The organism is Frigidibacter sp. ROC022, assembly GCF_024723735.1.
Lineage (GTDB): Bacteria > Pseudomonadota > Alphaproteobacteria > Rhodobacterales > Rhodobacteraceae > SLM-1.
Window position 1 is genome coordinate 376,550 of the sequence record NZ_JANQDU010000003.1, and the last position, 23,103, is coordinate 399,652.

27 protein-coding genes are annotated in these 23,103 nt (G+C 69.1%); 13 read left to right on the forward strand and 14 right to left on the reverse strand.

The genetic code is table 11. From position 1 onward, the window contains the following. Window positions 1-20: 20 nt before the first annotated feature. The 6 genes from NUW50_RS13615 to NUW50_RS13640 all read right to left on the reverse strand — a co-directional run bounded on the left by NUW50_RS13615 (window position 21) and on the right by NUW50_RS13640 (window position 5,562). Window positions 21-1,046, reverse strand: coding sequence for an NAD(P)-dependent alcohol dehydrogenase (locus tag NUW50_RS13615; RefSeq protein WP_258289681.1), 1,026 nt, complete (start codon window positions 1,044-1,046; stop codon window positions 21-23). A 2-nt stretch (window positions 1,047-1,048) separates the two neighbouring features. Further along, window positions 1,049-3,607, reverse strand: coding sequence for an aminopeptidase N (gene pepN, locus NUW50_RS13620; protein ID WP_258289682.1), 2,559 nt, complete (start codon window positions 3,605-3,607; stop codon window positions 1,049-1,051). A 114-nt stretch (window positions 3,608-3,721) separates the two neighbouring features. Further along, window positions 3,722-4,189: an SRPBCC family protein gene (locus NUW50_RS13625; protein WP_258289683.1), complete on the reverse strand. Its 468-nt coding sequence runs from the start codon at window positions 4,187-4,189 to the stop codon at window positions 3,722-3,724. Then, window positions 4,186-4,524, reverse strand: coding sequence for an ArsR/SmtB family transcription factor (locus NUW50_RS13630; protein ID WP_258289684.1), 339 nt, complete (start codon window positions 4,522-4,524; stop codon window positions 4,186-4,188). Before NUW50_RS13630 ends, NUW50_RS13625 begins: the two co-directional genes overlap by 4 nt. Then, window positions 4,521-5,162 (reverse strand): dihydrofolate reductase family protein, encoded by a 642-nt coding sequence (locus tag NUW50_RS13635; RefSeq protein WP_258289685.1) that lies wholly within the window; start codon window positions 5,160-5,162, stop codon window positions 4,521-4,523. The genes NUW50_RS13630 and NUW50_RS13635 overlap by 4 nt, the downstream gene beginning before the upstream one ends. A gap of 1 nt (window position 5,163) precedes the next feature. Beyond that, window positions 5,164-5,562, reverse strand: a complete 399-nt coding sequence (locus NUW50_RS13640; protein ID WP_258289686.1) for a VOC family protein — start codon at window positions 5,560-5,562, stop codon at window positions 5,164-5,166. Window positions 5,563-5,776: 214 nt separating this feature from the next. On the opposite strand from NUW50_RS13640, the gene NUW50_RS13645 reads away from it, so the two are divergent. Further along, the gene (locus NUW50_RS13645; protein ID WP_258289687.1) at window positions 5,777-7,933 is read left to right on the forward strand and encodes a malate synthase G; all 2,157 of its coding nucleotides are present in this window, start codon (window positions 5,777-5,779) and stop codon (window positions 7,931-7,933) included. 133 nt (window positions 7,934-8,066) lie between these two features. Then, window positions 8,067-8,495 (forward strand): GlcG/HbpS family heme-binding protein, encoded by a 429-nt coding sequence (locus NUW50_RS13650; protein ID WP_258289688.1) that lies wholly within the window; start codon window positions 8,067-8,069, stop codon window positions 8,493-8,495. A 17-nt stretch (window positions 8,496-8,512) separates the two neighbouring features. Here NUW50_RS13650 and purD read toward each other — a convergent pair whose 3' ends face one another. Further along, on the reverse strand, window positions 8,513-9,775 hold the full coding sequence (gene purD / locus NUW50_RS13655) for a phosphoribosylamine--glycine ligase (RefSeq protein WP_258289689.1): 1,263 nt from the start codon (window positions 9,773-9,775) through the stop codon (window positions 8,513-8,515). Between the two features lie 177 nt (window positions 9,776-9,952). Between purD and NUW50_RS13660 the strand changes: the two genes are divergently transcribed. Then, a complete protein-coding gene (locus NUW50_RS13660) occupies window positions 9,953-10,315 on the forward strand; it encodes a peptidoglycan-binding domain-containing protein (RefSeq protein ID WP_258289690.1) in 363 nt (120 codons plus the stop codon). Window positions 10,316-10,357: 42 nt separating this feature from the next. Next, window positions 10,358-11,935 carry an exodeoxyribonuclease VII large subunit gene (gene xseA / locus NUW50_RS13665; RefSeq protein ID WP_258289691.1) on the forward strand — a complete coding sequence of 526 codons (1,578 nt, stop codon included), beginning with the start codon at window positions 10,358-10,360 and terminating at the stop codon, window positions 11,933-11,935. 100 nt (window positions 11,936-12,035) lie between these two features. Here xseA and NUW50_RS13670 read toward each other — a convergent pair whose 3' ends face one another. Continuing rightward, complete coding sequence (locus tag NUW50_RS13670; RefSeq protein ID WP_258290152.1) at window positions 12,036-12,275, reverse strand: Lrp/AsnC ligand binding domain-containing protein; 240 nt, start codon at window positions 12,273-12,275, stop codon at window positions 12,036-12,038. Window positions 12,276-12,394: 119 nt separating this feature from the next. Between NUW50_RS13670 and hisB the strand changes: the two genes are divergently transcribed. Then, a complete protein-coding gene (hisB, locus tag NUW50_RS13675; RefSeq protein ID WP_258289692.1) occupies window positions 12,395-12,982 on the forward strand; it encodes an imidazoleglycerol-phosphate dehydratase HisB in 588 nt (195 codons plus the stop codon). Here hisB and NUW50_RS13680 read toward each other — a convergent pair. Further along, window positions 12,979-13,602 (reverse strand): DUF2306 domain-containing protein, encoded by a 624-nt coding sequence (locus NUW50_RS13680; RefSeq protein ID WP_258289693.1) that lies wholly within the window; start codon window positions 13,600-13,602, stop codon window positions 12,979-12,981. The two genes, hisB and NUW50_RS13680, sit on opposite strands and share 4 nt — an antisense overlap. Window positions 13,603-13,686: 84 nt before the next feature. Here NUW50_RS13680 and NUW50_RS13685 point away from each other — a divergent pair, with 84 nt between their 5' ends. From NUW50_RS13685 to NUW50_RS13695, 3 genes are all read left to right on the forward strand, one after another. Beyond that, window positions 13,687-14,298, forward strand: a complete 612-nt coding sequence (locus NUW50_RS13685; protein WP_258289694.1) for a TetR/AcrR family transcriptional regulator — start codon at window positions 13,687-13,689, stop codon at window positions 14,296-14,298. A 69-nt stretch (window positions 14,299-14,367) separates the two neighbouring features. Then, entirely contained in the window at window positions 14,368-15,012 is a 645-nt protein-coding gene (gene hisH, locus NUW50_RS13690; protein WP_258289695.1) for an imidazole glycerol phosphate synthase subunit HisH, read from the forward strand. Between the two features lie 3 nt (window positions 15,013-15,015). After that, window positions 15,016-15,957 carry a glutaminase gene (locus NUW50_RS13695; protein ID WP_258289696.1) on the forward strand — a complete coding sequence of 314 codons (942 nt, stop codon included), beginning with the start codon at window positions 15,016-15,018 and terminating at the stop codon, window positions 15,955-15,957. 81 nt (window positions 15,958-16,038) lie between these two features. Here the strand turns inward: NUW50_RS13695 and NUW50_RS13700 are convergent, their stop codons facing one another. After that, window positions 16,039-17,004, reverse strand: a complete 966-nt coding sequence (locus tag NUW50_RS13700) for a DUF4424 domain-containing protein (RefSeq protein WP_258289697.1) — start codon at window positions 17,002-17,004, stop codon at window positions 16,039-16,041. 87 nt (window positions 17,005-17,091) lie between these two features. Continuing rightward, window positions 17,092-17,484 carry a DUF2147 domain-containing protein gene (locus NUW50_RS13705; protein ID WP_443135111.1) on the reverse strand — a complete coding sequence of 131 codons (393 nt, stop codon included), beginning with the start codon at window positions 17,482-17,484 and terminating at the stop codon, window positions 17,092-17,094. 161 nt (window positions 17,485-17,645) lie between these two features. Between NUW50_RS13705 and hisA the strand changes: the two genes are divergently transcribed. Beyond that, entirely contained in the window at window positions 17,646-18,365 is a 720-nt protein-coding gene (gene hisA, locus NUW50_RS13710) for a 1-(5-phosphoribosyl)-5-[(5-phosphoribosylamino)methylideneamino]imidazole-4-carboxamide isomerase (RefSeq protein WP_258289698.1), read from the forward strand. Here the strand turns inward: hisA and NUW50_RS13715 are convergent. Further along, window positions 18,314-19,264 (reverse strand): hypothetical protein, encoded by a 951-nt coding sequence (locus NUW50_RS13715; protein ID WP_258289699.1) that lies wholly within the window; start codon window positions 19,262-19,264, stop codon window positions 18,314-18,316. The genes hisA and NUW50_RS13715 overlap by 52 nt on opposite strands. 171 nt (window positions 19,265-19,435) lie before the next feature. Between NUW50_RS13715 and hisF the strand changes: the two genes are divergently transcribed. Further along, window positions 19,436-20,197, forward strand: a complete 762-nt coding sequence (gene hisF / locus NUW50_RS13720) for an imidazole glycerol phosphate synthase subunit HisF (RefSeq protein ID WP_258289700.1) — start codon at window positions 19,436-19,438, stop codon at window positions 20,195-20,197. Then, window positions 20,194-20,517, forward strand: coding sequence for a phosphoribosyl-ATP diphosphatase (locus NUW50_RS13725; protein ID WP_258289701.1), 324 nt, complete (start codon window positions 20,194-20,196; stop codon window positions 20,515-20,517). Before hisF ends, NUW50_RS13725 begins: the two co-directional genes overlap by 4 nt. 156 nt (window positions 20,518-20,673) lie before the next feature. Here NUW50_RS13725 and NUW50_RS13730 read toward each other — a convergent pair whose 3' ends face one another. Next, the gene (locus NUW50_RS13730; protein ID WP_258289702.1) at window positions 20,674-21,678 is read right to left on the reverse strand and encodes a hypothetical protein; all 1,005 of its coding nucleotides are present in this window, start codon (window positions 21,676-21,678) and stop codon (window positions 20,674-20,676) included. An 83-nt stretch (window positions 21,679-21,761) separates the two neighbouring features. On the opposite strand from NUW50_RS13730, the gene NUW50_RS13735 reads away from it, so the two are divergent. Continuing rightward, window positions 21,762-22,433: a hypothetical protein gene (locus NUW50_RS13735; RefSeq protein ID WP_258289703.1), complete on the forward strand. Its 672-nt coding sequence runs from the start codon at window positions 21,762-21,764 to the stop codon at window positions 22,431-22,433. Beyond that, complete coding sequence (locus tag NUW50_RS13740) at window positions 22,433-22,732, forward strand: hypothetical protein (RefSeq protein ID WP_258289704.1); 300 nt, start codon at window positions 22,433-22,435, stop codon at window positions 22,730-22,732. Before NUW50_RS13735 ends, NUW50_RS13740 begins: the two co-directional genes overlap by 1 nt. 15 nt (window positions 22,733-22,747) lie before the next feature. On the opposite strand, the gene NUW50_RS13745 is transcribed toward NUW50_RS13740, so the two are convergent. Continuing rightward, a complete protein-coding gene (locus NUW50_RS13745; RefSeq protein ID WP_258289705.1) occupies window positions 22,748-23,008 on the reverse strand; it encodes a hypothetical protein in 261 nt (86 codons plus the stop codon). Window positions 23,009-23,103: the final 95 nt, after the last annotated feature.

Below are 23,103 nucleotides of genomic sequence, written 5' to 3' on the forward strand. Positions count from 1 at the left end.
GTTCTCCCCCGGGCCGGTGCTCAGCCGACCCGGATTTGCAGCTTGATGTCGCGGGGCCGGCCTTCGGCGGCACGCTCGAATGCCGCCACCGAATCGGCAAAGGCGAAGGTCTCGGTGATCAGCGGTTTCAGATCGACCTTGCCGGCGCCGATCAGGGCCAGGGCCCGGTCATAGACATTGGCATAGCGGAAGACGGTTTCCATCCGCAGTTCCCGGGCTTGGGCGGCGACGATGTCGAGCGGGACGGGTTCGACCGGCATTCCGACGAAGACCACCGCGCCGCCGGGGCGGGCGGCGCTGAAGACCGATCCGAAGGCCGAGGGATGGCCGGAACATTCGAAGACCAGATCGGCGCCCCAGCCGGCGGTCTCGTCCATGACCCGGGCGGTGGCATCGCCGGGGGGGGCGATCAGGCCCGGGTAGTGCTGCACCGCTTCCAGCTTTTCCGGCTTCACATCGGACAGGTAGACCCGCGCGCAGCCCCCTGCCAGCGCCGCCAGCGCGACCATGTAGCCGATCGGCCCGGCGCCGATCACCAGGGCCACGTCGCCGGGCGCGATCCGCGCCCGCGCCGCCGCCTGCATCCCGATGGCGAAGGGTTCGACCATCGCGCCCTCGGCAAAGCTCACGCTGTCGGGCAGCCTGTAGGTATAGGCCGCGGGGTGAGTCACCGACCCGGTCAGGCAGCCATGCACCGGCGGCGTTGCCCAGAAGGTCACGGCGGGATCGACATTGTAGATCCCCAGCCGGGCGGCGCGGCTGTGGGGGTCGGGCACGCCGGGCTCCATGCAGACCCGGTCGCCGGGGGCGAGGCTCGTCACCCCGGCGCCGACCTCGGTGACCACCCCGGCGGCCTCGTGGCCCAGCACCATCGGCGCTTCGACCACGAAGGGGCCGATCCTGCCGTGGGTGTAGTAATGCACGTCCGAGCCGCAGATCCCCACGGTATGCACGGCGATCCGCACGTCATCGGGGCCGAGGCTCTGGTCCAGGGCGATGTCGCGGAGCGAAAGCTGGCCGACCCGTTCGAGAACCAGAGCCCGCATGGTCACGCGCCCAGGATTCGGCTGACCATCTCGGTCAGGTCGCGGCTGAGATCGGGGGTGGCGAGAACCCGGCGCAGTTCGGCCCGGATCAGCTCTTGCCGGTGCGCGTCATAGCGCCCCCAGCTGTCGAAGGCCGAGGAAACCCTGGCCGCGGTCTGCGGGTTGATCGGGTCGAGCCGGATCAGCGCATCGGCCAGCAGCCGGTAGCTGGCCCCGGACGGATCGTGGAAGCCGGCAGCGTTCAGCGCCAGCGCCCCGATCACCGAGCGGCAGCGGTTCGGGTTCTTCCAGTCGAAATCCTTGTGCGATTGCAGGGCCCTGGCGGTTTCGGCACAGGTTTCCGGACTGGCCAGCGTGACCTGCATCGAGAACCACTTGTCGATCACCAGCCGCTCGTGCTGCCATTGTTCGTAGAAGGCACGGGTTTCGACCGCTCCCTCGCCGACCGCCAGCAGCGCGGCCCAGGCGGCCTGCTGCTGGGTCATGTTGTCGGCCTTCGAGAATTGCGCCCGGGCCCGCGCCGGGTCGAGCCTTGTCAGCAGGCCGAGCGCCGCATTGCCGAGCGCCCGCTTGCCGGCCGAGGCCGCGTCGGGCGTGTAGGGGCCCTGCACCTGGCAGCTGTCATGGAGCGCCGTCAGCTCGGATTCCAGCGCCCGGGCCAGGGCGTCCTCCAGCGCGCCAACCGCCCGATGGATCGCCAGCGGGTCGGGGGTGGTGCCGGACTGGTGCAGGGTCTGGGCCAGGTCGTCCTCGCCCGGAAGGGCCAGCATCTTGGCGCGGAAGGCGGGATCGAGGCTGTCGTCGGTGATCACCGCCCGCAGCCCCTCGATCAGGTCGGCGTCGGGGGCGGCGCCATCGCGGATCGTCGCCAGCAGGCTGTCCTTGGCCAGGGCCCGGCCCGATTCCCAGCGGTTGAACGGATCGGTGTCATGCGCCAGCAGGAAGGCCCGCTCGGCGGAGGGCACGGCGCGGTCGAGCACCACGGGCGCGGAGAAATCGCGCAGCAGCGAGGGCACCGGGCGGCTGGACAGGCCCTTGAATTCAAAGGTCTGCTCGGCCTCGGTCAGTTCCAGGACCCGGGTCGGCAGGACCTCGTCCCCGTTCGGGTTCAGAAGGCCCATGGCCACCGGAATCACCTGCGGCTGCTTGTCGGGCTGGCCCGGGGTCGGCAGGGTCTGCTGGCGCAGGGTCAGGGTATAGGTGCCGTCGGCATAGCTGTCCTCGACGCTGACCCGCGGGGTGCCGGACTGGGTGTACCAGCGCTTGAACTGGGTCAGGTCGCGGCCGGTGGCGTCCTCGAAGACCTTCAGCCAGTCCTCGATCGTCGCGGCGTCGCCGTCATGGCGTTCGAAATAGAGATCGAGCGCCTTGTCATAGCCTTCCGGGCCGACCAGGCGGCGCAGCATGCCGATCACCTCGGCGCCCTTGCGATAGACCGTGGCGGTGTAGAAGTTGTTGATCTCGGCATAGGCATCGGGCCGCACCGGGTGGCTGAGCGGGCCGCTGTCCTCGCGGAACTGGCCGGCCCGGAGGCCCAGCACGTCGTCGATCCGCTTCACCGGCTGGCTGCGCATGTCGCCGGTGAACTGCTGGTCGCGGAACACGGTCAGCCCTTCCTTGAGGCAGAGCTGGAACCAGTCGCGGCAGGTGATCCGGTTGCCGGTCCAGTTGTGGAAATACTCGTGGGCGATGATGCCCTCGATCAGCTCATAGTCCTTGTCGGTGGCGGTCTCGGGGCTGGCCAGGACATAGCGGGAGTTGAAAATGTTCAATCCCTTGTTCTCCATCGCGCCCATGTTGAAGTCATCGACCGCGACGATGTTGAAAATGTCCAGGTCGTAGGCGCGGCCATAGACGCGCTCGTCCCAGTCCATCGAGCGGATCAGGGAATCCAGCGCATAGTCGCATTTGTCCTCGTCGCCGGGGCGGGTCCAGATGTTCAGATCGACCCGGCGATCCTCGCAGGTGATGAATTCGCCATGCGTGGCCACCAGATCGCCGGCGACCAGGGCGAAGAGATAGGCGGGCTTCGGCCAGGGGTCGTCCCATTCCGCCCAGCCGGGGCCGGAGCCGACCGGATTGCCGTTCGACAGGAGCACCGGCAGATCGCTCTCGATCCGGACCTTGAAGGGCGCCATCACGTCGGGGCGGTCGGGATAGAAGGTGATCTTGCGGAAGCCCTCGGCCTCGCATTGGGTGCAATACATGCCCTTGGAGATGTAGAGCCCTTCCAGCGCGGTATTGGCCGCCGGGTCGATCTCGACCTCGGCTTCCCAGAGGAAGCTGTCGGGCAGCGGCCGGGTGAGGGTGAGGCCGGTCGAGTCGAGCTCGTAATCGCCCGGCGTCAGCTCGACCCCGTCCACCGCGGCGCGGATCAGCCGCAGCTTCTCGCCGTCGAACCGCACCGGGCCGCTGCCGGCCGGGTTGGCGCGGTAGCGGATTGCCGAGGTCACGCGGGTCGCCGAAGGCGCCAGGCGGAAGGTCAGCGCCACCGACTCGGCCGTCAGCGGATAGGGGCGGTAATCGGCAAGAAGCGTCTGGGTCGGGGAATCGTCGCGCATGGGAACTCCGGTCTGGCATCCCCCGCGGCGCGCGGGATGCGCTGGTCTGTTTTCCGGGCGACGTTAGCCCCGCGGGGCAGCGGCAACAAGAAGGGGGGCGCCAGCGGGGGCGGTTCAGTGCATTCCGGCCCGAATATAGGCCTCGAGCTGCTCGGCCACGGTGCCCCAGCCCCGGGAAAAGCCCATCTGCTCGTGCTGTTCGGCGCTCTCCGGGGTCCGGTGCCGGGCGATGGCGGTATAGTCGGTGCCCTCGGGGTGGTCCCTGAAGATCAACTCGGCGGTGAAGCCCAGCCCGGGGTCGCTCGCCGGCTGCCAGTCGGCCAGCATCATGTCGGTGAAGACCAGCGCATGACCGGGATCGACATGCAGGTAGGAGCCGTCATTGGGATAGTCGGCGCCGTCGACATGCATCCGGGTGAAGAACCGGCCGCCGGGGCGCAGGTCGATGATCGCCTCGGTGGTCTTGTGCGGCCTGGGGCAGAACCAGGGCAGCAGCAGCTCGGGCGTGGTCCAGCATTGCCAGACCAGATCGCGCGGCGCCTTCAGGATGCGGCGCAACGTCAGGGTGGTGTCGGCGGTCATCGGGGGCGCTCCTTCATCAGGGTGGCAAGGTGGTCTTCCAGATTGTCGAGCCGGGCATCCCAGAGCGCGCGCTGCTCTTCCATCCAGTCGCGGGCCGGGGCGAGGGCGCCCGGCCGCAGCGCGCAGATCCGGGTCCGGCCCTGTTTGCGGGTCTCGATCAGGCCGCCGGATTCCAGTTTCTTGAGGTGCTCCATGAACGAGGGCAGGGCCATGCCGAAGGGTTCGGCAAGGGCGCCGGCGGGCTGCGGACCGGCCGAGAGCCGGGCCAGCACCGCGCGCCGGGTCGGATCCGCCAGCGCCTGGAACAGCGCGTTGAGCGGGGCGGGATCGGTCATCCCTTTTCCAGCAGCAGATGGCGGGCGTCCGGGGTCGCCAGGGTCCGGGCGATCCGGTAGCCGAGGCCGGGCAGGTCGAGCCCGGGCCAGAGCGCCTCGCCGCCGCCGAGCAGGATCGGCGCCACCGCCAGATGCATCTCGTCCACCAGCCCGCGTTGCAACGCCGCGCGCAGCGTCGCCACCCCGCCGCCAAGCCGGATGTCGAGATCGCCCGCCGCCGCGCGGGCCTGCTCCAGCGCCGCGTCGAGCCCTTCGGCGACGAAGTGGAAGGTGGTGCCGCCATGGTCGAAACTGGCGCGGGGGTGGTGGGTCAGCACATAGACCGGGCAGCGGTAGGGCGGCACGTCGCCCCACCAGCCTTTCCAGTCGTCATTGGCCCAGGGGCCGCGCTCGTGGGTGAACATGTTGCGCCCCATGACCCAGGCGCCGATGCCGTGAAATCCGCGCGCCGCCAGCCGGTCGTCCTCGCCGATCGAGCCGCCGTCCTGGCCAAACATCGTCCGGAAGGTGCGGGTCTTGAAGGCCCAGCGGTGCAGGTCCTGGCTGCCCCGGCCCATCGGATTCTGCAGGTCCTGGCCCGGCCCGGCGCCGTAGCCGTCGATCGAGATCGTGAAGCCGTGAACGCGAAGGCGGGTCATGTCAGCTCTCCTGAGCGGGGAAATGGGTCAGTTCCCAGATATGGCCATCCGGGTCGGCGAAAGCGCGATAATACATGAAGCCGTGGTCCTTGGCGGCGCCATGTTCCGCGCCGCCCTTGGTCGCGGCGGTCTCGACCAGCCGGTCGACATCGGCGCGGCTGTCGATTTGCAGCGCTACCAGCACCTCGCGGGCCCTGGCGGTATCGACCGGCGCCACTCCGGCAAAGCCGCGGAACTTGTCATGGGTCAGCAGCATCGCGAAGGCGCTGTCCGAGAGGATCAGGCAGGCGGCGGTGTCGTCGGTGTAGTCGGGATTGAACGCATAGCCGAGCGCCCGCCAGAACCGCATCGCGGCGGGCAGGTCGGCGACCGGCAGATTGACGAAGATCATGTTAGACATGGGGCGGCTCTGGGATTGATAAGGGCATCTCCTAAGTATTGGGTTTCGCCTGTCGCGGCGATTCGCTCAAGCAAAAATTAGGGGGACGCCTAAGTTTCTAGATCGGGCCGGAATTGGTAACATTTTCCGACCGAAATGGCCGAGAATCGGAACAATCGACTTTTCATCGTCGCGCGGGAGCGCCATAGAAAGGAGCAAACAAGGGGACAGAGCCATGAGTCAGCGGATCGACAGAAACGGATTGCAGGTTGCGCCGGAGATGGTGGCGTTCATCGAGATCGCGGCACTGCCGGGCACCGGCGTGGCTCCGGGCAGCTTCTGGTCGGGGCTGGCCGGGCTGATCGAGGAGTTCGGACCGAAGAACCGGGCGCTGCTGGAAAAGCGCGAGCAGCTGCAGTCGAAGATCGACGCCTGGCACCAGGCCCGCAGGGGCGAGCCGGTGGACCCGGCGGCCTATCAGGCCTTCCTGCGCGAGATCGGATATCTGCTGCCCGAAGGGCCGGATTTCAGCATCGAGACGCAGAATGTCGATCCCGAGATCGCGACCCTGCCGGGCCCGCAGCTGGTGGTGCCGGTGATGAACGCCCGTTATGCGCTGAACGCGGCCAATGCACGCTGGGGGTCGCTCTATGATGCGCTCTACGGCACCGACGCCATGGGCGATCTGCCGAAGGGCAAGGGCTATGACCCCGAGCGCGGCGCCCGGGTGGTGGCCTGGGCCAAGGCGCATCTCGACAGGGTGGTGCCGCTGAAAGGCGCCTCCTGGGCCGATGTGACCAAGCTGGAGGTCCGCGACGGGGCGCTGGTCGTCACCGCCGGGGTCGAGACCGGGCTGGAAGCGGCGTCGGAATTCGTCGGCTACAATCAGGGCGGCGAGAGCCCGTTGCAGCTGCTCCTGCGCGCGAACGGGCTGCTGATCGAAGTGGTGGTCGATCCCTCGACCCCGGTGGGCAGGTCCGATCCGGCGGGGATTTCCGATGTGCGGCTGGAAAGCGCCGTCTCGGCGATCATGGATTGCGAGGATTCGGTCGCGGCGGTGGATGCCGAGGACAAGGTTCTGGCCTGGGGCAACTGGCTGGGCCTGATGAAGGGCGACCTGACCGAGGAGGTCAGCAAGGGCGGCAAGAGCTTTACCCGGCGGCTGAACCCGGACCGGGTCTATCGGACCCCGGAGGGCGGCGAGATCACCGTCAAGGGCAGGGCGCTGATGCTGGTGCGCAATGTCGGCCATCTGATGAGCAATCCGGCGGTGCTGGACGGCGAGGGCCGCGAGGTGCCCGAGGGGCTGCTCGACGCCATGGTGACGACGCTCTGCGCGATGCATGACCTGAAGAAAAGCGACGGCGCCCGGAACTCGGCCGCCGGGTCGGTCTATGTGGTCAAGCCGAAGATGCACGGGCCGGAAGAGGTGGCCTTTGCCGACGAGATCTTCAGCGCCGTGGAAGCCTCACTGGGCCTGCCGCAATATACGGTGAAGCTGGGGATCATGGACGAGGAGCGGCGCACCAGCGTCAACCTCAAGGAATGCATCCGGGCCGCGAAGCACCGGGTGGCCTTCATCAACACCGGCTTCCTGGACCGGACCGGCGACGAGATTCACACCTCGATGGAAGCCGGGCCGATGATCCGCAAGGGCGAGATGAAGAACTCGGCCTGGATCGCCGCCTACGAGGACCGCAATGTCGATATCGGCCTGGCCTGCGGGCTGAAGGGCAAGGCGCAGATCGGCAAGGGCATGTGGGCGGCGCCCGATCTGATGGGCGACATGCTGGCGCAGAAGATCGGCCATCCGCAGGCCGGGGCGACCTGCGCCTGGGTGCCGAGCCCGACCGCGGCGACGCTGCATGCCACGCATTACCATCTGGTCGACGTGATGGCCCGGCAGGACGAGCTGGCCGCCGGCGGGCCGCGCGGCAAGCTGGACGATCTGCTGACGATCCCGCTGGCGCATGGGGTGAACTGGTCCGAGGAGGAGATCGCCGCCGAGATCGAGAACAACGCCCAGGGCATCCTCGGCTATGTGGTGCGCTGGATCGACCAGGGGATCGGCTGCTCGAAAGTGCCGGATATCCACGATGTCGGGCTGATGGAGGATCGGGCGACCTGCCGGATTTCGTCGCAGGCCCTGGCCAACTGGCTGCATCACGGGGTGGTCAGCGAGGCCCAGGTCCGGGCGGCGCTGGAGAAGATGGCGCAGGTGGTGGACCGGCAGAATGCCGGCGATCCGGCCTATGAGCCGATGGCGCCGGGCTATGACGGGGTCGCCTTCAAGGCGGCCTGCGATCTGGTGTTCCTGGGCCGCGAGCAGCCTTCGGGCTATACCGAGCCGGTGCTGCACCGGCGGCGGCTGGAGCGCAAGGCGCAGCATTAGGGCGGCCGGCCCGGCTCGGGCCCCGTCCGGGGCCGTCGCCGGACCGCGTCGGCGGAACGCCTCCGGGGGGCGCTGCCCCCCGGCCTGCGGCCGCCCCCCGGAGTATTTCCAAAGGCAAAGAACGGAGCACGACATGGCAGAGATCACCCTGCGCAAGGCGAAGACGATCATCAAGGCGGCGCTGGCCGAGGCCAAGACCCGCGGCTTCAACCCGCTGGCCGTGGTGGTGCTGGATGCCGGCGGGCATCTGAAGGCGGCCGAGCGCGAGGATGCGACCTCGGCCGGGCGGGCGGCGGTGGCCGAAGCCAAGGCCTATGGCGCGGTGATGCTGGGCATGTCCGGCAGCGCCCTGCGCGACCGGGCCGAGATCGCCCCGCAGTTCGTCTCGGCGGCCAATGGCGTCTTCGGCGGCAAGCTGGTGCCGGTGCCCGGCGGGGTGCTGGTCAGGGATTCCAAGGGCGCGCTGATCGGTGCGGTCGGGGTTTCGGGCGATACCTCGGACAACGATGCGATCGCGGCCATGGCCGGGATCACGGCGGCGGGGCTGGTCGGCGAGGTCTGAGGCCGCGCCGGCGCCTTCTAGAGCGCCCGGGCGCCGATGTCGCGGCGGTAGAAGCCCTGCGGCCAGTCCACCGCCTCGGCCATCGCATAGGCGCGCTCCCTGGCCTCGGCCAGGGTGGCGCCGCGCGCGGTCAGGTTCAGCACCCGGCCGCCATTGGCCAGCAGCCGGGCGCCGTCGCGGCGGGTTCCGGCATGAAAGACGATCTGCGAGCTGTCCGCCGGGATCGCCTCCAGCCCCTTAATCTCGGAGCCTTTCTCATACGCGCCGGGATAGCCCCGGGTCGCCATGACGACGGTCATCGCATGGTCGTCGGCCCAGTTGACCCGCGCCCCGGACAGCCGGCCGCGGGCCGCCGCCTCGATCAGGTCGAAGGCCTGGGCGCCGAGCCGCAGCATCAGCGCCTGGCATTCCGGGTCGCCGAAGCGGGCGTTGTATTCGATCAGCCGCGCCCGTCCGTCGCGGATCATCAGCCCGGCGTAGAGCACCCCCTGATAGGGGGTGCCGCGCCGTGCCATCTCGGCGAGCGTGGGGCGGATGATCTCGGCCATCACCTGGTCCTGGATCGCCGGGCTCAGCACCGGGGCCGGGGAATAGGCGCCCATGCCGCCGGTGTTCGGGCCCTGGTCGCCGTCGAAGGCGCGTTTGTGGTCCTGCGCGGTGCCGATCGGCAGCGCGTCGAGCCCGTCGCAGAGCACGAAGAACGAGGCTTCCTCGCCGGTCATGAATTCCTCGATCACCACCTCGGCCCCGGCATCCCCGAAGGCGCCGCCGAGAATGTCGTCGACCGCCGCCAGCGCGGTGTCGAGATCCATGGCCACGATCACCCCCTTGCCGGCCGCCAGCCCGTCGGCCTTGATCACGATCGGGGCGCCCTTGATCCGGACATAGGACCGGGCCGAGGCGGCATCGCTGAACCGCGCCCAGCCGGCCTGCGGCACGCCGGCGACCTCGCAGACCTCCTTGGTGAAGGCCTTGGACGCTTCGAGCTGGGCCGCCGCCGCCGAGGGGCCGAAGACCGCGATGTCCAGCTCGCGCAGCCGGTCGGCCACCCCGGCGGCCAGGGGCGCCTCGGGGCCGATCAGGACGAAATCGACGGCGTTCTCCTCGGCGAAGGTGGCGACCTGGCCGGGGTCGAGAATGTCGAGATCGGCGCATTCGGCGATCTCGGCGATCCCGGCATTGCCCGGCGCCACGATCAGGCGGTCGCATTTCGGGTTCTGCTGCACCGCCCAGGCCAGGGCATGTTCGCGTCCGCCGCCGCCGAGGATCAGAATGTTCATCGTGTCGCCTCCGGTTTTTCGTGCCTTCTAGAGCATAACCGGCGCCGACGGGAACCGTCCGGCGGCGGGAATCTGCGGCGGCGGGGCAATCGGCCGGTCTGCGGGCGTGTCGGGGGATTGACGCAGGGGCTTTTGCCGACATGGTGTGACCAAGCCATCCTTACCGAAGGTCTTGCCATGCTGTCCCGTCTGCTTTCCGCCCCGATCGTCGTGCTTGCCCTGGCCGCACCGGCGCTGGCCGAGGTCTCGGCCCGCCATTTCCCGGCCGCCTTCGAGGCGCTGGACGAGACCCAGCGGCGCACGGTGCAGCAGGAGTTGCAGACCGCCGGGCTCTATGGGGGCAGCATCGACGGGCGCTACGGGCCGGGGACCGAGCGGGCGCTGATCCAGGCCGTCGACCGGATCGTCGGGGACGGGTTCCACGGCATCGCGATCTTTCTCGACACCGAGGCGGATGCGATCTCGTTCATGTTCACCCTGGCCGAGGGCGGCTATTCGAAATGGCTCTATGGCGAGGGCGACGAGAACGACGGCGGTTGAGCGGCGGTTGAAACGGCCGCGAAAGCCGGTCAGAAAGGCGCCATGTCCGACCTCTTCGAAGACGATGCCTCTCCCGACGCCGGCCCCGGCGGCAATGCGCATGAATTCTCGGTCGGCGAGATTTCCGGCGCCGTCAAGCGGCTGATCGAGGGCGAATTCGGCCAGGTCCGGGTGCGCGGCGAGGTGGGGCGCTGCGTTCTGGCGCGGACCGGGCATCTCTATTTCGATCTCAAGGACGACCGCGCGGTGCTGGCGGCGGTGTCCTGGAAGGGCCAGGTCGCCCGGATGAGCGTCAGGCCGGAAGAGGGGATGGAGGTCGTCGCCACGGGGCGCCTGACCACCTATGCCGGGCAGTCGAAATACCAGCTGATCGTCGATGACATCCGCCCGGCCGGGGCCGGGGCCCTGATGGCGATGCTGGAAAAGCGCCGCGCCGCCCTGCAGGCCGAGGGGCTGTTCGATCCGGCGCGCAAGAAGAAGCTGCCCTATCTGCCCGAGGTGATCGGGGTGGTGACCTCGCCCAGCGGGGCGGTGATCCGCGACATCCTGCACCGGCTGCGGGACCGGTTTCCGCGCAAGGTGCTGATCTGGCCGGTGGCGGTGCAGGGCGAGAAATGCGCCCCGGAAGTGGCCCGCGCCATTGCCGGGTTCAACGCGCTGAGTCCCGGTGGCGCGATCCCGCGGCCCGATCTGATCATCGTGGCGCGGGGCGGCGGCTCGATCGAGGATCTCTGGGGCTTCAATGAAGAGGCTGTGGTGCGGGCGGCGGCGGCCAGCGAGATCCCGCTGATCTCGGCGGTGGGCCACGAGACGGACACCACGCTGATCGACCATGCCGCCGACGTGCGGGCGCCGACGCCCACCGCGGCCGCCGAACTGGCGGTGCCGGTGCGGCTGGAGCTGATGGCCTGGACCGCCGAGCAGGGCGGGCGGCTGCGCCGGGCGCTGACCCGGGGGCTGGCGCAGCGCGGCCAGCGGTTGCGCGACCTCTCGCGGGCCCTGCCGCGCCCCGACAGTTTGACCGAAAACGCCCGGCAGCGGCTGGACCGGGCCGATGCCGGGCTGGAGGCGGCGCTGACCCAGATGGTGGCGATGCGCCGCCTGCAACTGTCCCGGACCGCCGGGAAGCTGCATCCGGCGCTGCTGACGCAGCGCGTCGATGCGGCCCGCAGCCGGCTGGCCGAGAAGGCCGGACTGCTGCCGCGGGCACTGACGACGCTGACCGAACGGCGCGGGGCGCGGCTGGACAGGGCGGCGGCGCGGTTGCGCCCGGCGGGGCTGGAGCGCGATCTGGCCCAGGCCCGGCGCAACCTGACCGGCTTGATGCAACGGCTGCGCAGCGCCGCCCGCAATGCCGAGGACCGACGGGCCCGCAAGCTGGAGGCGCTGGAGCGGTTGCGATTGTCGGTCGGATATACCGAGACCCTGAAACGCGGCTATGCGGTGGTGCGCGGCGATGGCCATGTCGTCACCACGGCCGAGGCGGCGGGGGCCGCGACGGCGCTGGAGATCGAGTTCCGCGACGGCCGCCTGCCGGTCGCGGGCCGAGGCGCCACGCCGCCGGCTGCGCCGAAAAAACGCGGCAGGGGCACGCCCGACGATCAGGGCAGCCTGTTCTGACCGCTCCGTGCCGCGGCGGCGTTGGTCCTGGAGATATCCCCGGGTGGCGGCGCGGCTGCGGGGGCAGACGGGCCCTGCGACGCTCGGGACCGCGCGCGGCTCAGAAGGCGCGGAAGGTCATCGTTGTGAGCGACCGCTCGATCCCCTCGATGTCGAGCAGGTTCTCGTTGATGAAATGGCCCACATCCGCCTCTTCGGGGATGTAGAGTTTCAACAGCAGGTCATGCTCGCCACTGGTCGAATAGAGTTCGGAATGGATCTCGCGGGCGATGATCCGTTCGGCGACCGCATAGGTGGTGCCGGGCTTGCAGCGAAGTTGGACGAAGACACAGGTGCTCATGGCGGCAACGTTGGCACGAAGCCGCACCGGGACACAATATGCCATTCGCAGGAACCTGCGTCTTGGCAGGGGAGGGCGCCGGGGCTAAGACACCGGCAGCCAAGCCCGGAAGGCCCGAGATGCGCAGAGCCGAGATCGCCCGCAAGACCGCCGAGACCGAGATCACCGTTGCGGTGGATCTCGATGGCAGCGGCCGTTACGCCAACGCCACCGGGGTCGGCTTTTTCGACCATATGCTGGACCAGCTGTCGCGGCATTCGCTGATCGATCTGACGGTGAGCGCCAGCGGCGATCTGCATATCGACGATCACCACACGGTGGAGGATTGCGGGATTGCGCTGGGCCAGGCGCTGAGCAAGGCGCTGGGCGACAAGCGCGGCATCCGGCGCTATGGCGAATGCCACCTGGCGATGGATGACACGCTGGTGCGGGCGGCGCTGGATCTCTCCGGCCGGCCCTGGCTGGGCTGGGGCGTGGAGATGACGGCGCCGAAGATCGGCACCTTCGACACCGAGCTGGTGCGCGAATTCTTCCAGGCGCTTTCGACCCATGGCGGGATCACCCTGCATGTCGATCTGCTGCGCGGGATCAACAGCCACCATATCGCCGAGGCCGCCTTCAAGGCCGTGGCCCGGGCCCTGCGCATGGCGGTGGAGCCCGATCCGCGGGCCGGGGATGCCCTGCCGACGACCAAGGGCGCGCTCTAGGCGGGCAGGGCTGCGGGGACCGGGGCCTTGTCGCGGCGCAGCAGCCATTCGGCCAGCAGCAGATTCGGCACCCAGCAGGCCCAGGCGATCACCGTATAGGCGCGGTCGAAATCAAAGCCGAGCAACTGGCCCAGCGGCAGGTAGAGCCGCAGGGTGACGGCGGCGAAGGTCAGCGCCGCCGAGCGGATCATCCAGCGCCGATGCGCGGCGAAACGGCGTGCCCTTGCCTGCCAGACCCCGGCGGCGGTGCTTGTCAGCCAGAGCAGGCCGAGCAGGAAGAAGCCGCTGGCCGCGACGGGACCGGCCTTGCTGTGCCAGGCGAGGCTCAGCGCGCCGAGCCCGGCCAGCAGGATCGCCAGCGCATAGGCACGACCGATCCGGCGGTGCAGGGCGGGGCGCCGGGAACGCAGGCCTTTCCAGAACTGGAACGGCATCAGCGCCAGTGCCAGCGGCGCCAGCCCGACATGGGCGAAGAAGGCCAGCGGATGCGCGATGGCGTGATACTCGACGAATTCCATCGAGGCATGGACGCCGAGAACCAGAAACCGCCAGGAGACCAGCGCGATGCCGAGCGACAGGAGCCAGAACAGGGTGCGGCGGGCATGGGTCAGGGGGATCATCCGAAGGCTCCGATTCGGTTCAGCTTGACAGTGTAAAGATCACGTTGGCTTTACACTGTCAAGTTTCACCCTATCCTGTGCGGCATGAGCAAGGCACCAACACGCAAGCAACACCATCATGGCGATCTGAGGCAGGCGCTGATCGAGGCCGGCATGGCGCTGCTGGCCGAGGGCGGGCCCGAGGCGCTGACCCTGCGCCGCTGCGCGGCGCGGGCCGGGGTCAGCCACGCCGCGCCGGCGCATCACTTCGACGGGCTGGCGGGCTTGCGGCAGGCAATTGCAATGGAGGGGTTCCGGATCTTTCGCGAGACGATGGAAGCCGCCGCTGCGGCCGGGCCGCAGACCCCGCGTGCCCGGCTGCGCGGGGTCTGTGCCGGCTACCTGGAGTTCGCGATCCGGCATCCGGCGCTGTTCGACCTGATGTTCGGGTTCAGCGCCTCGGAACTGCCGCCGCCGCGCAAGGACGAGCAGAACAGCCTGGCCTATCAGACCCTGCGGCAGGCCTGCGCGCCCTTTGTCGGCCCCGGGCAGGACCCGGCGGCGATCGAGTCGCAGGTCTGGTCGCTGGTGCATGGGTTCGCGACGCTCTACCTGTCCGGGCGGATGCGGTTCAATGCCGGTTCGGCGGCGCCGCGGGCGCGCTTCGACGAGGTGATGGCGCTGCTCGACCGGATCGGCACCGACCCCGCCGCGTGAGCCGGGACTTGGATTTCCCGGCGATTGCTTCTAGTCAGCCGGGGCAGACCAGCCATGGGGTGCCTGAGAATGCTGACCGCACTGATCGACTATGATTCGGGCAATCTCCATTCGGCCGAGAAGGCCTTTCAGCGGATCGCGCGCGAGACCGGGGCGGGCGAGGTGCGCGTCACCTCGGACCCCGAGGTGGTGCGCCGTGCCGACCGGGTGGTGCTGCCCGGCGACGGCGCCTTTCCGGCCTGCAAGCGGCAGCTGATGGATTACACCGGCCTCTTCGAGGCGCTGGACGAGGTCGTCACGCGGAAGGCGCGGCCGTTCCTGGGGATCTGCGTCGGGATGCAGATGCTGGCCAGCCGGGGGCTGGAATACGAGGAGGTGCCGGGATTCGACTGGATCGGCGGCGAGATCGTCAGGATCGAGGGACAGGGGCCGGAGGGGCCGCTGAAGGTGCCGCATATGGGCTGGAACGATCTGGTGGTGGATCGCCCGCATCCGGTGCTGGCCGGGATCGGGACCGGGGACCACGCCTATTTCGTCCATAGCTACCAGTTCCGGCTGGCCGATCCGGCGCATCTTCTGGCGCATGTCGATTACGGCGGCCCGGTGACGGCCATCGTCGGGCGCGACAATATGGTCGGCACCCAGTTTCACCCGGAAAAGAGCCAGGCCACCGGATTGCGGCTGATCGGCAACTTTCTGCGCTGGCGGCCCTGAGCGATGCCGGGCGGGCCGCGCGATCTGTCGGCGGACCAGCTGGGGGCGATCCTGACCGAGATCGGCGAAGAGATGTCCGAACGCGAGGATCGCGGCCGGGTGGCAAGCTATATCCCGGAGCTGGCCGGGGTCGATCCGGCGCGGTTCGGCATGGCGCTGGCGCTGCCCGACGGGCAGGTGCTGAGCACCGGCGATGCCGCGGTCGGCTTTTCGATCCAGTCGGTCTCGAAGGTCTTCGCGCTGGCCATCGCACTGGGGCGGCTGGGCGATCAGCTCTGGGACCGGGTCGGGCGCGAACCTTCGGGCAATCCGTTCAACTCGATCCTTCAACTCGAGCATGAGAACGGTATTCCGCGCAATCCCTTCATCAATGCCGGGGCGATCGTCGTCACCGACGCGATCCTGACCGGGCATCCGCCGAAGGCGCTGCTGGGCGAGATTCTGGACTTCATCCGCGACGCGGCGGGCGACGAGAACATCCATATCAACGAGGCGGTGGCGCGGTCGGAGACCGAGACCGGGCATCTGAACATGGCGCTGGCGCATTTCATCGCCGCGCATGGCAATCTGCGCAACCCGGTCGAGATGGTGCTGGGCGCCTATTTCCACCAATGCGCCATCGAGATGAGTTGTGTGCAGCTGGCCCGGGCCGGGCGGTTCCTGATCGCCGCGCCGGGGGCGCCGCGGATCGTCTCGCTGGCGCGGGTGCGGCGGATCAATGCGCTGATGCTGACCTGCGGGCATTACGACGCCTCGGGCGATTTCGCCTATCGGGTCGGGCTGCCTGGCAAGAGCGGGGTCGGCGGCGGCATCCTGGCGGTGGCTCCGGGGCGGGCGGCGATCGCGGTCTGGTCGCCGGGGCTGAACGCGCGGGGCAATTCGGCCCTGGGGTCGGAAGCGATGGAGATGCTGGCGAAGCGGACCGGCTGGTCGGTATTCGGCTAGGGTCGGGCCTTTCCTTTGCCCGGCCTCCCCGTCGTGCCGGCCGCAGCCCCGTGACGGCGGTCCCGCGAATGCCGGTTAGGCCTACTCGGGCGGCGCGAAGATCATCACGTCCAGTTCGTCGCCCGGGGTGAAATCCTTCACCGTGGCCTCGAACCGGGTCGGGCCGGTCTTTTCGATGCCCTTGAAGCACAGGCTGATCTGGTTGTCGGTGCTGCCCTTGTCGAGGATCAGGTGGAAGGTTCCGATCGGCCCCCGCCAGTTCGCCCCGGTGGTCAGGATGTAGCGGATGTTGGTCGCCAGAAGCATCCCGTAGGGCGCGCCCGCCAGCTTCTTGCGCAGCGCCGAGATCTCGCCCTGGCTCATGCAGTAGTCGGCGGGGTCGAATTCGACGAAATCCGGGCCGCCGACAAAGAAGGCCCCGGCCATCGGGCTGTATTCGTGGCGGATATGCACGGTCTTCCCGGCGGGAAAGTCCTGGGTCCAGTAGTAGCTGGCATGGATGGTCCAGAGCGGCGCCGGGTCAGAGCCGTCATACCAGCGCGCCGCGCCCAGCCGTTCCAGCTCGGCGCGGCCCTCTTGCGGCACCGCCCTGAGCGCCGCCATGACCATGTCGTAGTCGAGACTTCCGACCGGGATGCCGTAGCTTTCGAGCAGGCGGGTGATGTCTATTCCGTTGCGCAGCGCCTTGATCTCGAGCGCCGGGTAGAGCTCCTGCCCATCGGACCAGACCCGGAAGCCGATCCGCGCCGAAACCGAGTCGCCCGGCCCGCCCAGCCGGTCGGCGCCTTCCCAGGCGAGATCGTAATCGGGCAGCGGAAAGGCCACCAGCGTCGTGGTCCCGGCCTGTTCGGCGCTGCGAAAATCGTAATCGACGGTGATCTTCCCGGCCGAGACGAACAGGGTTTCGGCCAGCAGTTCGACCGGGGCGTCACGGACCAGCCGAAGCCCGCCGGCCTCCATCACCGCAACCGAATCGTTGCCCCGGACGGGCCCGGCCAGCAGCGCCATCGCCGCCAGCATCCCGAACATCCCCTGCCTGATCCGCATCGCGTCCCCCGATCTGCCGCGGCCAGGCGGACATCAAAGGCCAGCCCCGACCATGACACCGATCAAACACCGGCAGGACGCGGCTGTCTACTTCACCCGGGTCCAGTTCTGCTTCTTGCAGATCGGCCCGATGCAGCCCGAGACCTTCAGCGTGTCGCCCGAAAGCTGCATCTTCGAGCGATAGACCTTGCCGGTCGAGGGCTGCCAGATCTGCCCGCCCGAATAGGAGCCTCCGCCATCGGCCCGCATGTCCCAGACGATCTTCCTGCCCAGGTTCTCGGACTTGTACTCGCCGGCACTGTTGAAGGTGTTGGCGATCACCCCGCAGAGCCTGTCGCCGCAGGGGCCGAACCGGACATGCGCATAGGCGCCGTCATCCACCTCGGTCTTCCAGAGCCCTTCGACCGGATCGGCAAGGGCGGCCAGCGGTGCCAGGGCCAGGCCCAGAACCGCCACCAATATGCGTGTCATCTTGGTCATCGTTCGTCTCCAGATTTGGCACAGTCTGTGCGGCGCGCGCCGTTGCGGCAAGTCTGACGTTGGGTCTGGGCCGTGGCGCCGGTCCGGGCGGGTGGCCCGGGCGGTTGCCGCAGCGCCGGCTTTCTGCCAGAAGCCGCGCGAACCACAGGGAGTGCCCGCCGATGATCCTCTATCCCGCCATCGACCTGAAGGACGGCAATTGCGTGCGGCTGCTGCGCGGCGACATGGCGGCGGCGACGGTGTTCGGCACCGATCCGGCGGCGCAGGCGCGGGCCTTTGCCGAGGCGGGCTGCGCCTGGCTGCATCTGGTCGATCTGAACGGCGCCTTCGCCGGCCAGCCGGTGAACGCCGCGGCGGTCGAGGCGATCCTGGCCGCGGTCAAGGTTCCGGTGCAGCTCGGCGGCGGCATCCGCGACATGGCGACGATCGAGCGCTGGCTGGACAGGGGGCTGGCGCGGGTGATCCTGGGCACCGTGGCGGTGGAGAACCCCGAGCTGGTGCGGGCGGCGGCGGCGGCCTTTCCGGGCCGGATCGCGGTCGGCATCGACGCCCGCAAGGGCCGGGTGGCGACCCGCGGCTGGGCCGAGGAGACCGAGGTCATGGCGACCGATCTGGCGCGCAGCTTCGAGGATGCCGGGGTGGCGGCGATCATCTATACCGACATCGACCGCGACGGCGCCATGCAGGGGCCGAATGTTGCCGCGACCGGGGCGCTGGCCCGGGCGGTGCGGATTCCGGTGATCGCCTCGGGCGGAGTCTCGTCGCTGGACGATCTGCGGGCGCTGGAGGCCACCGGGGTGATTGCCGGGGCGATCTCGGGCCGGGCGCTTTATGACGGTGCGATCGACCTGGCCGAGGCGCTGGCGGTGACCGGCGGCTGACCTCCGTCGCGGCGGCGGCGAACCGCGCGCCACAGCAGCCAGAGCCAGCAGCCCAGACCAAGCGATCCGGTGATCAGGGCGATCGGGATGTTGACCGGCAGCCCGCCGATCCGCTGCGCCTGTCCGGCCAGCAGCGCGGTGGTCAGCGGCGCGATCAGGAACAGCAGATGCCGCCAGGCCGGCACCGGCCTGCCCAGGTCGAGCGGCCCGGCATCGCCGAGCCGCCAGATCATCCAGCCGGTCATCAGGATCAGCGCCGGGCAGCTCAGCCGGATCGGCGACGGCGCCGCCATCGCGTCCAGGAGCCAGAGCGCCAGGGCCAGGATCGGCAGCACCCGCAGCGCCCAGCGGGGCGGGCGTTGCAGCGGCGTCAGCCGGTCGAGCAGGATATTGGCCAGCGGCACCGCCAGCCCGGTTCCGGCCAGATAGAGCGCGATGGCGCCGCTGCCCGGCATCGGCCGCTCGGCGGGCCAGTATTGCGCCCAGATGCCGCCGAAGAGGCCCAGCAGCAGCCAGCCGAGGCCCTGGCGCAGGGGGCCCAGGACGGCGCCGCTGCGGGCCAGCCAGACCAGCGCGCCGCCGGTGATCAGCGCGTGCCAGGCCAGCGGGGTCCAGACCAGCTGATAGGGGAAGGCGTCATACATGGTGCCGACGATGATGCCCTCGGCGACGAATCCCAGGAGTGCGCCGCCCAGGAAGGCGCCGCGCCAGCCGCCCAGCCCGAAGCGGAGCAGGGTGCCGAGCGCCAGCCCGGCGGTACAGGAATAGGCAAGCCAGATCAGGCCGAGGTCGAGCGCCGCCACCGGCGTCGGCGGGGCCGACCAGAACAGGAATTCCGAGCCCCAGACCGCGATGGCGCCGAAGCCGAGGCTGGCAAGAATGAACTGCAGGATGCGCATGGGTGCAGACTGGCATCCCTGCCGGCCCGGTTCCAGCCTTCGCGATGCCGCAGGCGGGCGGCGGCCGCGATCGACGGCCCCGTGCCGTCCCTGCACATCTGCGCGCGGATGGCACCGCGGCGGTGGCACCTCGGAAAGTTTTCCGCTAGGTCGGGCGCGAAGGACGGAGCCATGCTGAAGACCCGCATCATCCCCTGTCTCGACGTGGCCGATGGCCGCGTGGTCAAGGGCGTCAATTTCGTCGATCTGGTCGATGCCGGCGATCCGGTGGATGCCGCGCGCGCCTATGATGCCGCCGGGGCCGACGAGCTGTGCTTTCTCGACATCCATGCCACGCACGAGAATCGCGGCACCATGTACGACCTGGCGACCCGCACTGCCGAGCAATGCTTCATGCCGCTGACCATCGGCGGCGGGGTGCGGACCCCCGAGGACGTGCGCGACCTGCTGCTGGCCGGGGCCGACAAGGTCTCGTTCAATTCCGCCGCGGTGGCCGATCCGGATGTGGTGGCGCGGGCGGCGGACCGGTTCGGCTCGCAATGCATCGTGGTGGCGATCGACGCCAAGACGGTGGCGCCGGGGAAATGGGAGATCTTCACCCATGGCGGGCGCCGGGCCACCGGGATCGACGCGGTCGATTTCGCCCGCAGGGTCGCGGCCAGGGGGGCGGGGGAAATCCTGCTGACCTCGATGGACCGCGACGGCACCAAGGCCGGCTTCAACCTGCCGCTGACCCGCGCCGTGGCCGATGCGGTGTCGGTGCCGGTGATCGCCTCGGGCGGGGTCGGGACGCTGGATCACCTGGTCGAGGGCGTGACCGAGGGCCATGCCAGCGCCGTGCTGGCCGCCTCGATCTTCCATTTTGGCACTTTCTCGATCTCCGAGGCCAAGGCCCATATGGCGGCGGCCGGCATTCCGATGAGGCTGACATGAGCCGCGAGACCGCCCTGGAACGACTTGCCACCACCATCGCCGCCCGCAAGGGCGCCGATCCCGAGACCTCCTGGACCGCGAAGCTGCTGGCCCGGGGCCCCGAGAAGGCGGCCGAGAAATTCGGCGAGGAAGCGGTCGAGGCGATCATCGAAGCGGTGAAGGGCGACCGGGCCCGGCTGACCTCGGAAGCGGCGGATGTGCTCTATCACCTGCTGGTCATGCTGGCGGCGCGCGACGTGACCCTTACCGAGGTGCTGGCAGAGCTGGAGCGCCGCGAAGGCACCTCGGGCATCGCCGAAAAGGCCGGACGCAGGGGCTGACGGCCCGCGGCCGCGGACCGGTCATAGCATCCGTCTTCCATCTTTGGGTCGGAAATACTCCGGGGGTCCGGGGGCAGCGCCCCCGCGGATCGGCGCGCCGGGCGCGTCGATCCCGACCCGCCTCGCCGGGCCGACCCGCGCTAACCGGCCCCGGCCTCACCGCATCCAGAGCCCGGCCTTCCTCAGCCGGTTGCGGATCATCTGCTCGCGCTTCGGCAGGTGCTCGCGGTCGAACAGCGCCCGCGCCCTGGCGCCGCGGCCCTGGTAGACGGTGCGCAGGATCGGTTCGTATTCCTTCAGCACCTTCTTGACCCGGTTCGGCGCGGTCACGGATTCGAGCATCTGCACCACGGCATCGGATTCGCGGGCATAGAGCATCGGGAAGGTGCGGTAGTGGCAGGTCACGTCGCCGTCGAGACCGGCCAGCTCGGGCCCCGGGCGGCCGCCGCCGAAGGAATGGATCACCAGCGGCAGCACCGCCTGGTCGAGCCAGGGGTCGAGCGGCTGGCAGATCAGCTCTGCCGGCGGGTCGTCGCGCAGCGCCACGGCCCAGTCGAGAAAGCGCCGCCCGAAGGCGGCCGGATCGGCGCCGAAGAACCAGCCGGCGTTGAAATAGAGATAGCGGGCCCAGTATTCCTCGGGCTGGCTCCGGTCGATGGTCGGCTCGATCTCCAGCCCGAAGCGGTTGTAGAGCGCCCGCCAGATCGCGTCGTAGCCGGGGCCGTAGAGCTCGATCCGCGGCCAGGTGCCCTCGCGCCGCATCGAGGCCGAGGGCCGGTCGAAGTCGAACCGGATGTCCGACAGCTTGCCGGTGATCAGCGTGTCGGTGTCGAGAAACAGGAAGGGCTCGCCGGGCGGCAGCACCGAGAGCGCCTCGATCTTGTTGCCATGGGGATAGCTCTGGCCGAAGGCCCGGCTTTCGAAGGGCCGCAGTTCGGCGCCGAAACCCTCCAGAAGGGCCAGCAGCGGGGCTTGCCGCGGGGCCGGGTCGATGTCCCATTTCGGGCCGCGCACCGGATGTGCGACGATCAGGCGGCCGGGAAACCCGGGATCGGCGGCGCGCAGCGACGCGGCAAGGATCACCGCCTCATAGGCCAGGCGGCCATGCTGGGCGACGATCAGCAGATTGAAGGGTTTTGCCTTTTTCGGCTTTGCGGTCATACTGCCCCTGCCGGTGCTTTCCGGCAGTATATTCGGATGCGGCACATGACGAAAGCTGCATCGCCCGACCATTGGAGCCCGTCATGGATATTCTCTTCTATCTCATTTTGCTGGGGGCCGGCCTGTCCGGGGCCGCGAACTCTTCCAGCCAGGACTACGCATATGAACCGCCCGCCAAGGTGCAGGAAGCTCCCGAGGCTCCGAAACCCGAGCTGCCCGACATCGCCGAGATTGCTCCGGAAACGCCCGAGGCCCCGGTGGATGACGCGCCCGACATCGCCGCGGTCGAGCCGGAAGCGCCGGCGCTGCCCGATTTCGGCGCTGCGCCCGAAGAGGCCGGCGATCCGGGCTGGTTCGGCCCCGACCATGGCGGCTACGTCGCCGAGAACCTCGATCCGACCGGCAAGATGACCACCGCCGCCGAGATCAAGCCGATCCTGACCGTGACCAAGGGCCAGTGGCTGGCGGTGCGCGACTATGACGGGCAGGACCTGCTCTATTTCACCAATCTGCTGGCCTGGCGCTGCGGGGTCTTCGAGATCCGCTATGCGGTGAACGACGGTCCAGTGCAGATCTTCGAGGCCGAGCCCTGCTATGACGACGAGGCGGCGCCGAATGCGCTGAAGCTGGAAGACAGCCTGCCCTATGTGGTCCTGCCGGCCGGGTCGGTGGCCAGCGTCCGGGTCGAGGTGCTGTATGACGATCTCAGCGTCGACAGCGCCGAATACGACCGCGCCGCGATCGAGATCAACTGATGGCCGGGGAGGTATCGCCGCCGCCCGGGCTGACCCCGCCGCAACAGGCCCTGTGGTGGCTGGAGCGGGGCGGGCTGTCCCTGGGACCGGAATGGGAAAAGGCGCATGCGATCTGCCAGTCGAACGAGGGCGATCCGGCGCATGACCTGGTGCATGCGCTGGCGCATCTGATCGAGGGCGACCTGGGAAATTCCGACTACTGGTATCGCCGCTCGGGCGATGCGCCGGTCAGCCGCGACCCGCATGCGGAATGGCGGCGGATCGCGGATCGGTTGGGTGGGCCGGCCCGGCAGGACTAGACCGGCCGGACATCCCTAGCTCTGGAAATCGACGCTGGTGATGAGGTTGTTCTTGTCGGCCTGGCAGGTGTAGGTCGAGCCGTTGACCGAGGTGTAGATCTTTGGTCCGATTGCGGTGTTGACGGTGCCGGTCACTTCGACCTCGTCGGCCGACATGCCGGTCTGCGTGGCGACCGCGGCGGCGCAGCTCTGCTGCACGGTGGGCGGGCCGGGCGGAGCGCAGGCGACTAGGCCGATCGCGGCAAGGGCAAGGCAGATGGTCTGGGTTGCGGTCATCGAAAATCCCCCAAAGGTGAAAATGGATCGTGACGTAACGATAACCGATCCGGCCCGAAGCGGCCAGTGCCTGCCGCCCGCAGGTGGCAGGCTTG